This is a genomic window from Mesorhizobium sp. B263B2A (assembly GCF_020165775.1).
GTDB lineage: Bacteria > Pseudomonadota > Alphaproteobacteria > Rhizobiales > Rhizobiaceae > Mesorhizobium > Mesorhizobium opportunistum.
Genome location: NZ_JAIUIU010000010.1, coordinates 131,821 through 144,433 on the forward strand (window position 1 = coordinate 131,821; position 12,613 = coordinate 144,433).

The 12,613-nt window shown below is 63.0% G+C and carries 9 protein-coding genes; 3 read left to right on the top strand and 6 right to left on the bottom strand.

The features are described from left to right. Positions 1-81 precede the first annotated feature (81 nt). Positions 82-1,743, top strand: coding sequence for a vWA domain-containing protein (locus tag LB568_RS17670; RefSeq protein ID WP_224730778.1), 1,662 nt, complete (start codon positions 82-84; stop codon positions 1,741-1,743). Between the two features lie 101 nt (positions 1,744-1,844). Here LB568_RS17670 and edd read toward each other — a convergent pair whose 3' ends face one another. The 3 genes from edd to zwf all read right to left on the bottom strand — a co-directional run bounded on the left by edd (position 1,845) and on the right by zwf (position 5,900). Then, on the bottom strand, positions 1,845-3,668 hold the full coding sequence (gene edd / locus LB568_RS17675; protein WP_224730779.1) for a phosphogluconate dehydratase: 1,824 nt from the start codon (positions 3,666-3,668) through the stop codon (positions 1,845-1,847). Positions 3,669-3,732: 64 nt separating this feature from the next. After that, on the bottom strand, positions 3,733-4,449 hold the full coding sequence (gene pgl / locus LB568_RS17680; protein ID WP_140572553.1) for a 6-phosphogluconolactonase: 717 nt from the start codon (positions 4,447-4,449) through the stop codon (positions 3,733-3,735). Continuing rightward, positions 4,431-5,900 carry a glucose-6-phosphate dehydrogenase gene (gene zwf / locus LB568_RS17685; RefSeq protein WP_013893724.1) on the bottom strand — a complete coding sequence of 490 codons (1,470 nt, stop codon included), beginning with the start codon at positions 5,898-5,900 and terminating at the stop codon, positions 4,431-4,433. Before zwf ends, pgl begins: the two co-directional genes overlap by 19 nt. A 315-nt stretch (positions 5,901-6,215) precedes the next feature. On the opposite strand from zwf, the gene LB568_RS17690 reads away from it, so the two are divergent. Together LB568_RS17690 and LB568_RS17695 are read left to right on the top strand one after the other, a co-directional pair. After that, complete coding sequence (locus LB568_RS17690; protein ID WP_224730780.1) at positions 6,216-6,962, top strand: SDR family oxidoreductase; 747 nt, start codon at positions 6,216-6,218, stop codon at positions 6,960-6,962. Between the two features lie 121 nt (positions 6,963-7,083). After that, positions 7,084-8,376 (top strand): Mur ligase family protein, encoded by a 1,293-nt coding sequence (locus LB568_RS17695; RefSeq protein ID WP_224730781.1) that lies wholly within the window; start codon positions 7,084-7,086, stop codon positions 8,374-8,376. Between the two features lie 39 nt (positions 8,377-8,415). On the opposite strand, the gene LB568_RS17700 is transcribed toward LB568_RS17695, so the two are convergent. The 3 genes from LB568_RS17700 to LB568_RS17710 all read right to left on the bottom strand — a co-directional run bounded on the left by LB568_RS17700 (position 8,416) and on the right by LB568_RS17710 (position 12,595). Then, positions 8,416-9,273, bottom strand: coding sequence for an SH3 domain-containing protein (locus tag LB568_RS17700; RefSeq protein ID WP_224730782.1), 858 nt, complete (start codon positions 9,271-9,273; stop codon positions 8,416-8,418). A 443-nt stretch (positions 9,274-9,716) separates the two neighbouring features. After that, positions 9,717-11,003 carry an NAD(P)/FAD-dependent oxidoreductase gene (locus LB568_RS17705; protein WP_224730783.1) on the bottom strand — a complete coding sequence of 429 codons (1,287 nt, stop codon included), beginning with the start codon at positions 11,001-11,003 and terminating at the stop codon, positions 9,717-9,719. 155 nt (positions 11,004-11,158) lie between these two features. Continuing rightward, positions 11,159-12,595, bottom strand: coding sequence for a glutamine synthetase family protein (locus LB568_RS17710; RefSeq protein WP_224730784.1), 1,437 nt, complete (start codon positions 12,593-12,595; stop codon positions 11,159-11,161). Positions 12,596-12,613: the final 18 nt, after the last annotated feature.

Consider the following 12,613-nt stretch of genomic DNA (forward strand, 5'->3'; position numbering starts at 1 on the left):
GGGCCGCGTCCGGGCTTGTGTACTAAGGAGGGCTCAAATAGCTTCGGCCGGCGAACGGGGTGGATCAATCAGGAGATTTCGATGGCGGGACTTGCACGGAGCGTCGCTGCGGCGATCCTCCTTTTGTCGATGACGACGTTCGGCTTTGCCGCCAACAAGGTCCTCATCATTCTCGACGCTTCCGGGTCGATGTGGGCCCAGATCGACGGCAAGCCGAAGCTCGAAATTGCCCGCGAATCGCTCAGGACCGTGCTGCAATCGGTTCCCGCCGACGATGAGATCGGCTTCATGGCCTATGGTCATCGCGAGAAAGGCAGCTGCGACGACATCCAACTGATCGTGCCGCCTCAGGCTGGCTCGGCGAGCGCCATCACGGATGCCGCGGACAGTCTGAAATTCCTCGGCAAGACGCCGCTGACGGCAGCCGTCAAGCAGGCGGCCGAAGCGCTGAAATACACCGAGGACAAGGCGACGGTCGTCCTCATCACCGATGGGCTCGAGACCTGCGGCGGCGACCCCTGTGCGCTTGGCAAGGAACTCGAAGCGTCCGGTGTCGATTTCACGGCCGACGTCGTCGGCTTCGGCCTGACCGCCGACGAAGGCAGGCAGATAGCCTGCCTCGCCGACAACACCGGCGGCAAATACATCCAGGCCTCCGACGAGAAGGCGCTGCAGGAAGCTTTGGCCGAAACCGTCGCCGCCACGGCGCCGGCGCCCGCACCCGAACCTGCGCCCACTCCGGCACCCGAGCCGAAAGCAGCCGAGGTCGACTTCAATCTCATCCCGACGGCGCTGCTGAAGGATGGTGGCCCGGCGCCGAAGTCCGACGTCTACTATGAAATCTTCAAGGATGATGCCAAGGGGGCCAGCGGCGAGCATGTCGATTCCGGCTACAGCGTCGTCAAGTTCCATCTTGCTGCCGGCAATTACATCGTCGTCGCCACCAGCGGTGCCGCCAGGGCGGAGCAGAAGGTTTCGCTGACCGCGGAGAAGGCAACGGACGTAGCGCTCAATCTGAACGCCGCGGAGCTCTCCATCCACGCCCGTCCGGCGCCTGAGGCCGATGTCGACCGAAATGCGCAGATCAGCATCGCCTATCCCGGCGGCACGTCGGACAGCAACTATGGCGAGGTCAAATTCGTCGTTCCGGCCGGCGAGACCAAGGTCACCGTGAAGCTGGGGGCTGGCGAGGCGAGCGAGACCTTGCAACTCGCCGCCGGCCAGGTCGTCGACAAGGACATCATCGTCGGTGTCGGCAAGGCCAAGGCCAATGCCTTCTACACCCAGGGCGGTGAGAAGGCCGGAACCGATGTGGGTTGGAAGGTGTACAAGGCCGCCAAGAAGCTCGACGGCACTCGCGATCAGGTGACTTACGCCTACGGCCCCGACAGCCAGTTCGATTTGCCGCCGGGCGATTATGTCATGGGCGTCGATGTGCAGGCCGCGACCGCCGAACAGCCTTTCAGCGTGACGGTCGGACAGATGACCGATGTCAACGTGACGCTGAACGCGGGCGTGCTGTCCGTCGACGCGCCAGGTGCTGACGGCTTCAAGATTTTTGAGGCCAAGAAAGACATCCAGGGCGAGCGCAAAGAGGTGACCTACGCCTATGGAGAAAAGATGCAGACCACGCTGGCGGCGGGCGACTACGTGCTCGTGACCAATTTCACCACCGACAAGGCCGACAAGGAGACACCCTTCACCGTCAAGGCCGGCGAGCGGGCCGAGCTTAAAGTCCAGTAAATATCCATCCAGACAATAAGAAAGGGCGGCCTCGTGCCGCCCTTTTCATTGCCAGTCTGAAAGAGGGGATGGTCTGAAACAAGGGACAGTCTGAAAGAAGATCAGGCAGTTCCAAATGCGCTGGCGCCGTGGTCGGCGCGTCCGACCAGTTGCCGGAAACCGGCGAAAAGTTCGCGGCCGAAGCCGAACTCGTTGCCGATGAGATCGGCTTCGACGGTGCGGCGCAGCGCGAACTCCGTCCCCGGCACCAGCACCTCCAGCGTGCCTGCATCGGCGTCGAGGCGGATGACGTCGCCGTCGTGGATCCTGGCGATAGGACCGTCCTCGACGGCTTCCGGCGTCACATGGATCGCCGCCGGCACCTTGCCGGAAGCGCCCGACATGCGCCCGTCGGTGACCAGTGCGACGCGCTGGCCGCGATCCTGCAGGATGCCGAGCACGGTGGTCAGCTTGTGCAGTTCCGGCATGCCGTTGGCCTTCGGCCCCTGGAAGCGGATGACGGCGATGAAGTCGCCTGTCAGCGTGCCGGCCTTGAACGCGTCGTTCAGCCCCTGCTGGCTGTCGAACACCTTGGCCGGCGCCTCGATGAGGCGCCGCTCCGGCTTGACGGCGGACGTCTTGATGACGGCATGGCCGAGATTGCCCGCCAGCACCTTCAGGCCGCCGGTCGGCTGGAAGGCCTTGCTGAACGGCGCCAGCACCTTCTCGTCGCCACTCTGGAGCGGGACTGCCTCGCGCACCACGGAACCATCAGCGCCGAGCTTTGCCTCGACCGCATAGGGCCGCAGGCCTTCGCCCCAGACCGTCTGCACATCTTCGTGCAGGATGCCTTCGTCGAGCAGTTCGCGGATCAGGAAGCCGAGCCCTCCGGCGGCGTGGAAATGGTTCACGTCGGCAAGCCCGTTCGGATAGACGCGAGCCAGGAGCGGTACGGCTTCCGAGAGGTCGGAAATGTCCTGCCAGGTAATGGCGATGCCGGCCGCCGCCGCCATGGCGATCAGGTGGATGGTGTGGTTGGTCGAGCCACCGGTGGCATGCAGGCCGACGACGCCGTTGACGATAGAGCGCTCGTCGATCATGCGCCCGACGGGCGTATAGGCATTGCCGAGCGCGGTGATCGCCAGCGCCCGCTTCGTCGCCTCGCGGGTCAACGCCTCGCGCAGCGGCGTCCCGGGATTGACGAAGGAAGCACCCGGCGTGTGCAGGCCCATGATCTCCATCAGCATCTGGTTGGAGTTGGCCGTGCCGTAGAAGGTGCAGGTGCCTGGCCCGTGGTATGATTTGGACTCGGCTTCCAAAAGTTCGGCGCGACCCGCCTTGCCCTCGGCATAGAGTTGGCGGACTTTGGCCTTCTCATCGTTGGGCAGGCCTGTCGTCATCGGACCGGCCGGAATGAACACCGCCGGCAGGTGGCCGAAGGTCAACGCCGCGATCACCAGTCCCGGCACGATCTTGTCGCAGACGCCGAGATAGACGGCGGCGTCGAACATGTTGTGCGACAGGCCGATCGCGGCGGCCATGGCGATGACGTCGCGCGAAAACAGCGACAGCTCCATGCCCGGCTGGCCCTGCGTGACGCCATCGCACATCGCCGGCACGCCTCCGGCCACCTGGGCGATGCCGCCTGCTTCACGCGCGGCCTCCTTGATCAGGGCGGGGAAGGTTTCGAAAGGCTGATGCGCCGATAGCATGTCGTTGTAGGAGGTGATGATGCCGAGGTTCGGCACCTTGTCGGCGCCGAGCGCCAGCTTCTCCGAAGGGCTGCAGACGGCGAAGCCATGGGCAAGGTTGCCGCAGGACAGCACCGACCGGTTGGCGGTCTGGTTCGAGGCTTTGGCGATGCGGCCGAGATAACGCTCGCGTCCTGGCTTCGAGCGTTGGCGGATGCGCTCGGTGATGGCTTCGATATCGCGTCTTGCGGTCATGGTCGGTCCTTTCGAGCCCCGGAGAACGTCCTCCCACTGTTTGCCGGGGCTGCTTTTCGTGAAATCAAGGTGCCCAGAACACCTCTACTGGTATGGGTGCTGCTTCGAGCACTTTGCGAATGGGCTTTTTCGCACCCGGTCCCATCGCATCCTCGAAGGCGGTGCGCTTGTCCTCGCCCTCGATATGCAGCGCAATGAAGCCGGCGGCAATTATGCGCGCCATCGATAGCGTCAGCCGCGGCTCGCCGCCGCTTGGCGCGTGCACCGGCAGCACGATCCTCTGCGAGGCGGGATCGAGCAAGGCAGGCAGATTGTCGGCATCGGGAAAGAACGAAGCGGTGTGGCCGTCGCTGCCCATGCCGAGCACCACGACGTCGAGCGGCCAGGCCAGTGCCTTGAGTGCCGTATCGTCGGATCCTGCCGCCGTCTCGATGCTTGTGGCCTCGTGATACAGCGGCACGAAGCGCGCCGCGGCCGCTGCATTCTGGAGCAGGTTGGCGGCGACCAGCCCGGCATTCGAGCGCGGTGAGGAGGCCGGCACGAACCTTTCGTCGACCAGTGTCACCGTCACCTTGTTCCAGGCAATGGGAATTGCCGACAGCGCGGCGAAGAACTTCGCTGGCGTGGTGCCGCCGGAAACGGCAAGCAGGGCGGTGCCGCGCTCGTCGATGGCCTTGGTCAGGCGCGCCGTGACATGGCCGGCAAGGGCTGCCGCCAAGTCCTGGCGCCCGGCAAAGCCGTTCCAGTTGTAGCTGGCGCCGTTCAATTGCTCTCGTGCCATGTCCGCCCGTCACGTTCGATCAGCGCTATCGAGGCCGACGGCCCCCATGTGCCTGCCGTGTAGCCCTGCGCTTCCTGCCTGGCGCCTTCCCAGGCATTCTGGATCGGGTCGATCCATTTCCATGCCGCCTCGACCTCGTCGCGGCGCATGAACAGCGTTTGGTTGCCACGGATGACGTCCATGATCAGCCGCTCATAGGCGTCCGGCGCGCGGCCGTCGAAGGACTGCGCGAAGCTCATGTCGAGCGAGATCTGGCGCAGCCGCATGCCGCCGGGGCCAGGATCCTTGATCATGATGAACTGCTTGACGCCTTCGTCGGGCTGTAGCCGGATGACCAGCTGGTTGGCGAAGATCGGCCCCGCGGTGTCGCCGAAGATCGAATGCGGAATCGGCTTGAATTCGATGACGATTTCCGAAACCCGGGTCGCCAGCCGCTTGCCGGTCCGCAGGTAGAACGGAACGCCCGCCCAGCGCCAGGTGCCGATCTCGGCCTTGATGGCGACGAAGGTCTCGGTGTTGCTGTCATGGGCGAGCTCCTCGACATAGCCCTTGACGGCTCCGCTGGCCGAGGCGCCGGCGCGGTACTGGCCGCGCACGGTGTGTTTCGGTGCCTCGTTGCCGTTGATGCGTTTCAGCGCCCTGAGCACCTTCAGCTTCTCGTCGCGTACGGCGTCTGCGTCCATCGACGACGGCGCCTCCATGGCGACGAGGCACAACAGCTGCAGCATGTGGTTCTGCACCATGTCGCGCAGTGCGCCGGCCTTGTCGTAGTAAGTGACGCGGTCTTCCAGGCCGACAGTCTCGGCCACGGTGATCTGGACGTGGTCGATATGGGCGGAGTTCCACAGCGGCTCGTAGAGCGCGTTGGCAAAGCGCAGCGCCATCAGGTTCTGCACCGTCTCCTTGCCGAGATAGTGGTCGATGCGGAAGATCTGGCTTTCGTGGAAGTCGTCGCCGACCAGGTCGTTGAGCGCCTGCGCCGAGGCCAGGTCGCGGCCGATCGGCTTCTCCAGCACGATGCGCGAGTTCGGCGTGATCAGATCATGCTCTTTGAGCTTGTGCGAGATATCGCCGAACAGTGCCGGCGCCACGGCCAGGTAGAAGGCACGGATGCGGTCGCTTTCGCCGATCGCCTTCTTCAGCTTGTCGAAGCCGGCTCCGCTCGTCGCATCCGCCGAGACGTAGGAAAGCCGCGCCAGGAAAGTCTTCAATTCCTTGGGGTCGATGTCGGCCGGCTTGACGTGGTCGGAGATAGCCTGCTTGGCGAAGGCCTGGAATTCGTCGTCGCTCATTTTCGAGCGCGACGTGCCGATGATGCGTGTCGGCTCGGAGAACTGATGGTCGCGCTGGCGGTAGTAGAGCGACGGCAGAAGCTTGCGTTCCGACAGGTCGCCGGTGCCGCCGAAAATGATGAAGTCGAAAGGGTCGACGGGGATGATCTGGCTGGTCATGGTCTGTCCGCTCTGACGCCGCTAACGAGTACGCGGCTGATATATTCTAATCGATTTAAATTTTCCAGTGCCACGGTGTCACATCGAGGACCAATCGCTGGACATTGATTGGGTCCATGTGTGCGCTTGACACTTGGCGCCACCCGGAGGCTTGTCGGTGATCGAAGACTCCGGACGCTTCGCAGTTGCAGCATAGAGCGTGAATGTGACGAAAGCTAAGGGAGAAATCTGCGCCGTATCCGTCGGCGTGCGGGCCTCGGCGGCGAGCAGCGCTTTCGTGCAAGGGGCGGGATGAACTCAAGGAGCGGGAAAAGCATGCGTCTGGAGAACAAGGTTGCCGTCATCACCGGTGCGGCGTCGGGCTTTGGCGAAGGCATTGCAAGGCGCTTCGCCGAAGAAGGCGCCAGGGTCGTCGTTGCCGATCTCAACGCCAAGGGCGCGGAACGTGTCGCCGGCGAAATCGGCGAGATGGCGATCTGGACGCAGACCGACGTTTCCCTGCGTTCCGAATTCGACGAGATGATCTACGCCGCCAAAAGCGCTTTCGGCCGCATCGACATCATGGTCAACAATGCCGGCTTTACGCACCGCAATGGCGATTTGCTCAAGGTCGACGAGGCGACCTTCGACCTGATCACGGCAGTCAACATGAAGGCCATCTACCATGCGGCCCTTGCCGTCGTGCCGATCATGGAGCGGCAAGGCGGCGGGGTGATCCTGACCACGGCCTCCACCGCCGGCCTGCGGCCACGGCCAGGTCTCACCTGGTACAATGCATCGAAAGGTTGGGCGATCACCGCCACCAAGTCGATGGCGGTGGAACTGGCGTCCAAGAACATTCGCGTCAATTGCTTGTGCCCGGTCGCCGGCGAGACCGGCATGCTGGAGAAATTCATGGGCGCCGACACGCCCGAGATCCGCGAGAAATTCCGCGCCTCGATCCCGCTCGGCCGGCTGTCGACGCCGCTCGATATTGCCAATGCGGCGCTATGGCTGGCTTCGGACGAAGCCGCCTTCATCACCGGAGTGGCGCTGGAGGTCGATGGCGGGCGCTGCATCTGAAGCACCATGTCAGGCGCAATCGCCGGCTTGACCGTGCCTCGGGCTTCGACTTGACTTGAGGTTGCGGGGCCTGGAGTTCTTCCAGGGGCGCCCGGGGGCCGCTGGTGCGATGAAGTCGAAATTGCGGAAAATTCTCGAAGACCTGCGGTGGCGCGTAAGCGCCTCCAGGGCCAGACGTGCCCGGGCGAAAAGCAAGGCGACCTTCATCGGCGTCACCGGCAGTTCGGGAAAATCGACCGTGACGGCGCTGCTTGGGCACATATTGGCCGCCCATCGGCCGACCTATGCGCGCGTGCTGGCCAACACCTTCAACTCGCTGGTCAGCACGCTCTACAAACGCATGACGCAAGCGGGCGAGGTCGACTATGTTGTTTTCGAAGCAGGCGCGTCCGGCATCGACACGATCAGGCCAATGGCGGAAATGCTGCAGCCGCATGTGGCCGTCGTCACCATGGTTCGTCTGGAGCACGTTGCCAGGTTCAGGACGCTCGAAAACGTCGCCGTCGAAAAACGTGCGATGGTCTCGGCGTTACGGCCAGACGGCCTTGCTGTCCTCAATGCCGACGATCCTTATGTTGCCGACATGGCTGCCGGCGCCGGATGCCGCGTCGTCACCTTCGGCATGGCTGAGACGGCCGACTATCGTGTGACCGACATCCGCGCCGCCTATCCAGATCGGCTGACGTTTTCAATCCATTGGCGGAGAGGGCTGCTGCAGCTCGAGACGCCTTTTCCAGCCGAACATTTCTGGCTGCCGACCGTTGCCGCCGTTGCGACAGCGCTTGAACTCGGTGTCCCCCCGGACAAGGTTGCCGCCCAGGTGGCAACGTTCCAGCCGGTCGTAAATCGCTGTGCCGTGCTGGTCACCGAAGGCGGCCCGCAATTCATCCTCGATGCCGCTAAGGCACCCTGGCACTCGATCAATCTTGCCCTGGACATGATGGCCAAGGCCACTTCCAGTCGCAAGCGCATCGTGCTCGGCCAGATTTCGGATTACGCCGGCTCCACCAAGAAATATGCCTTTGCCTATCAAACCGCGCGGGGAATCGTCGATCAGGTGATCTATACGGGAGACAACGCACATCGCTCGCGTGCCAGTCAGACCGATCGCGACTGCGGCCGGTTTGTCGAGCTTCGGACGGCGAAGGAAGTCTCCGACCATATCAAGCGAACGGCTGTGCCCGGCGAACTGATACTCGTCAAAAGCTCATCCAACCTTCACCTCGAACGCATCGCGCTTGCCTGGACGCATGATGTCAAATGTTGGGTTCCGGTCTGCGGCAAGTCGGAGGGCTGCCACACCTGCGGTCTATATGAATTGCCTTACGAGCAGCATCGTGCCCATGTCATGCGACGCCGGCGCGCCAAGGTGTGGCGGCAATTCCGCGGCCTGTTGGGTGGCGGGTCGTCGTAGGGTCTCGAAAGCGAGGCCGGTGCCAGACGCGCAGGCAAGTTACGCGCCGGGCTTGATATAGCTTTTATACACCCAGCCGGTCTTGCCGTTGTAGACGATCTGGCACCATTGCTTGCAGCTCATCACCTGCACCGACGTCTTGGCTGGCACCGTGACGATAGCGGCGGCATGCTTCTTCGGACCGCTGCGCATGGTCACGGCTCTCAGGACGCGTCCAGTGCCAGCGGCCGCGACTTTCCGTGGCTTTGCCGTGGCTTGACCATTGTCGTCCTGTTGGTCCGGTGCCAGCGGTTTTACCGTCGGGATAGCCGCGGTTTGCGCGCCATCGGGATTGCTGCCACTTGCCCCCGCGGGCGGCGCGGCAACTTTGGCAAGTTCGGCGGCGGCATCGCTATCGGCCGCCGGTTGCGCGAACGCCGCCGTGGTGGCCGGCTTGTCCGGCGCCTCCTCGGCCTTGCTTGTCCCTTGGCCGGCTGAAGCGGGAGCTGGTGCGGCTTTTGTCTGCGAGCCGGTCCAGCGAGGATCGTTGGCAGCGAGTGCGGGAATGGCGGCCTGGGCGACAGCCTTGGCCGAAGAGGCCTCATTGGCCTTGCGCTCCGCCTGCGGCACTGTTGCCGCCGCGGCTACCGTGGTCCCGGCCGGGACGATCTTGGTCGTCTTCACCGGAATGCTTGGAATGCTCTGCTCCTGGCTGGCGGCGGCTTGCCTCTCGCTGGCCGGCAATGCCAGCCAGAGCGCCACCGCGGCCACGCCAAGCAACGCGGCAGTGCCGACCGCGGCAATCACCAAATGTGAATTCGAACGGACTTCCTGCCAGAAGGACGGGCGCATGTCATAGCCGAACTGCATGGCAAAGCGCCGACGTTCCGGAGCACCGAAACTGAAGGGCTCTCTCAATCTCGCCACCTCCATAAGCGGGCCGAGGTTCTTTCGATCGTGCCGCAAGTTCGGCATTTGATCGGCATCGGTCCCAAAATCAACACGGGCAGGCGCCCGCAGCAACCCCCGAACAATCACCCAGAAGAGGCACCTTTCGCCCGCGATTGTGGCATCAGTGCGCCATTATAGAAGATTCTGCGCCTTTGCCGGCAATTGCGCAATGTGTCGCCCGGGCAACAAATGTTACAGTGAATATTACAATATTACATGAGACCGTGATGGCGATGGCATCGCGGCTGGCCTGATCCGGCCCAATGCATGTCGCCCAGAAGTGACCTCGGTTTTGGGACAACGACATGCATAAAATACCTGAAACGCGTGGCGCTTCATGCAATGTCGCCCAAAAGTGTCTACGGTTTTGGGATAACGACATGAATAAAGGATCTGAAGCGCGTCGCGCTTCAGATCCTGTCCCGCAACGCGAACCAGTTGAGCGCCAGGAATAGCAGCGGTGTACGGAAGCGGCGACCGCCGGGAAATGGCGGAATTTTCAGGTCCTCGATCAGCTTCAACCGGGAGCGATTGCCGGCGACGGTTTCGGCATAGAGCTTGCCGAAGAAGTTCGACAGCATGACGCCATGGCCGGAATAGCCGCCGGCCGAGATCACATTCGGCATCACTTCGCGCACGAACGGCTTTCTCGGCACCGTAATGCCGACGTAGCCGCCCCAGCCATGCGTGATCTCGACATCGCCCAGCGCCGGATAGAGTTCCGCGATCTGGCGGCGGATATGAATGTGGATGTCCTTGGGATCGTTGACGCCATAGACCTCGCGTCCGCCGAACAGCAGCCGGCCATCCCTCGACTTGCGGAAATAGCGCACGACGAAGCGGGAATCATCGACCGACTCGCCGCCGGGCAGCACCGTAGATCCCGCGCCAAGTGGCACGGTGGCACCGATGAACGAGCCGATCGGCATGATGTGCGCCGCACTCACCGGTTCGAGCGTTCCGCCATAGGCGTTGACCGCGATCAGGCACTTTTGCGCCGTCACGGTGCCACTTGGTGTCGAAACCTTGACCTTGCCGCCATCGGAAATGATGCCGGTCGATGGCGTCCCCTCGAACAGCTGCGCGCCGGCCTGTGCCGCCACCCGCGCCGTGCCGATCACCAGCGTCATCGGATGGATGTGGCCGGTACCGGTGTCGCGGGTGCCGCCGAAATAGGCGGTCGAGCCCAGCCGCTCCGCTGTTTCCGTCTTATCCATGAAGGAAATATGCGGGTAGGAGAAACGGCTGGCCATGATCTCGGCATGCGCCTTGTAGCCGTCGACGTAACGCTGCTTGTGCGCCACCGAGAGCTGGCCTGGCATGTAGTCGATATCGATCTGGTTGGTGGCGGCGAATTCGATGAGATGCGCCTTCGCCTCCTCGGCGAGATCGAACAGCGCCTTGGCTCGCGACAATCCGTATTCCGCCTCCATATCCTCGGCCCAGGCACGCTGGCCGGTACCGAGCTGGCCGCCATTGCGCCCGGACGCGCCATCGCCGAAACGGCAGGCATCGATCAAGACGACATTGGTTCCCGCCTTGGCGAGATGCGTTGCCGCCGACAGGCCGGTGAACCCGCCGCCGACGATGACAACATCGCAGCTCCGGTCGCCATCGAGCACAGGATACTCAGGCCGAGGGCCGGCCGTGTCTTCATACCAGGAGCGGCCAGGAGAAATTGGGGATTGGTAAGGCATGGTACGGCGAAGACTCAGGGATATGGAAGGGGCAGAAGAGCGAATAGCGAATAGCGAATAGCGAATAGAAATAATACCGGTTCCTCCCTATTCCCTATTCGCTATTCGCTATTCGCTATTCGCTACTCGCTACTCGCTATTCGCTATTCGCTTCCTCACACATTCAGCAACAGATACTCCCGCTCCCACGGGCTGATCACTTCCATGAAGGTCTCGAATTCGGCCCGCTTGATCGCCGCATAGGTCGCGGCGAAGGATTTGCCCAGCAGCGCGCAGAGTTCTTCGTCGCCCTCAAACAGGTCGACGGCTTCAAGCAGGCTGCGCGGCAGGTCGATCTCGTGCGCATTGGCGGTCGTCAGCACCGGAGGCTCGGCCTTGATCTTCCTGGTGATGCCGATCAGCCCGCAGGCAAGCGAGGCCGCCAGCGCCAGATAGGGGTTGGCGTCGGAGGACGGGATGCGGTTTTCGACACGCCGCGCCGCCGGATCGGAACGCGGCACGCGGAACGCCGTGGTGCGGTTGTCATAGCCCCATTTGTTGTTGACCGGAGCCGAGGCCGCCTGTGTCAGCCGGCGGTAGGAATTGACATAGGGCGCGAACATCACCAGCGCGTTCGGCACGTGCTTCTGCATGCCGCCGATGAAATGGAAAAACGCCTCGGTTTCCGAGCCGTCCTCGGCCGAAAAGATGTTCTTGCCCGTCTTCTTGTCGATGATCGACTGGTGGATATGCATGGCCGAACCCGGCTGACCCTGGATCGGCTTGGCCATGAAGGTGGCATAGATCTCGTGTTTCAGCGCCGCCTCGCGGATCGTGCGCTTGAACATGAACACCTGGTCGGCAAGCTCGATCGGGTCGCCGTGGCGCAGATTGATCTCGAGCTGGCCGGCGCCCTCTTCATGGATGAGCGTGTCGATCTCCAGGCCCTGGCTTTCGGAGAAATGGTAGATGTCGTCGATCAGTTCATCGAACTCGTTGACGCCGGCGATCGAATAGCCGGCGCCGCCGCCGATCGCGCGACCCGAGCGGCCGACCGGCGGGGTCAGCGGATAGTCCGGATCCGGATTCTTGCGCACCAGGTAGAATTCGATCTCGGGCGCCACCACCGGCTTCAGCCCCAGCCTGTCGTAGGCTGCGAGCACGCGCTTCAAGACATTGCGCGGCGTGAATTCGACCGAACGGCCGTCCTGATGGACGAGGTCGCAGATGACGGCGGCGGTCGGGTCTTCCTCCCAGGGCACCACAGTCAGCGTCGACAGGTCCGGCATCAGCTTGAGATCGCCGTCGTCCTCGGGATAATGGAAGCCGTTGCCGTCCTCGGGATAGCCACCGGAAATCGTCGTCATGAAGACGGCCGAAGGCAGCGCCAGCGAGGTGTTGGAGGTGAATTTCTTCGACGGCATCATCTTGCCGCGCGCGACGCCGGCCTGGTCAGGCGTGATGCATTCGATATCCTCGATGCCGCGCCATTCCAGCCATTCGCTGACTTCCTTCCAGTTCTTCACGCCGCGCAGGTTTTTCACGAAAGCAGGCGTGCGCGCCCGTCCTCCGCGGCTCGACGGACGGACTTCCTTTTTTGCAGGCGGCATCATTCACCAGATGGAGTTGCG

Bases quoted from the DNA above. Each gene is read 5' to 3' on its own strand.
- LB568_RS17670 (WP_224730778.1), top strand. From the start codon at position 82: ATGGCGGGACTTGCACGGAGCGTCGCTGCGGCGATCCTCCTTTTGTCG.
- zwf (WP_013893724.1), bottom strand. From the start codon at position 5,900: ATGACCAGCCAGATCATCCCCGTCGACCCTTTCGACTTCATCATTTTC.
- LB568_RS17705 (WP_224730783.1), bottom strand. From the start codon at position 11,003: ATGCCTTACCAATCCCCAATTTCTCCTGGCCGCTCCTGGTATGAAGAC.
- LB568_RS17710 (WP_224730784.1), bottom strand. From the start codon at position 12,595: ATGATGCCGCCTGCAAAAAAGGAAGTCCGTCCGTCGAGCCGCGGAGGA.
- LB568_RS17690 (WP_224730780.1), top strand. From the start codon at position 6,216: ATGCGTCTGGAGAACAAGGTTGCCGTCATCACCGGTGCGGCGTCGGGC.
- pgl (WP_140572553.1), bottom strand. From the start codon at position 4,449: ATGGCACGAGAGCAATTGAACGGCGCCAGCTACAACTGGAACGGCTTT.
- edd (WP_224730779.1), bottom strand. From the start codon at position 3,668: ATGACCGCAAGACGCGATATCGAAGCCATCACCGAGCGCATCCGCCAA.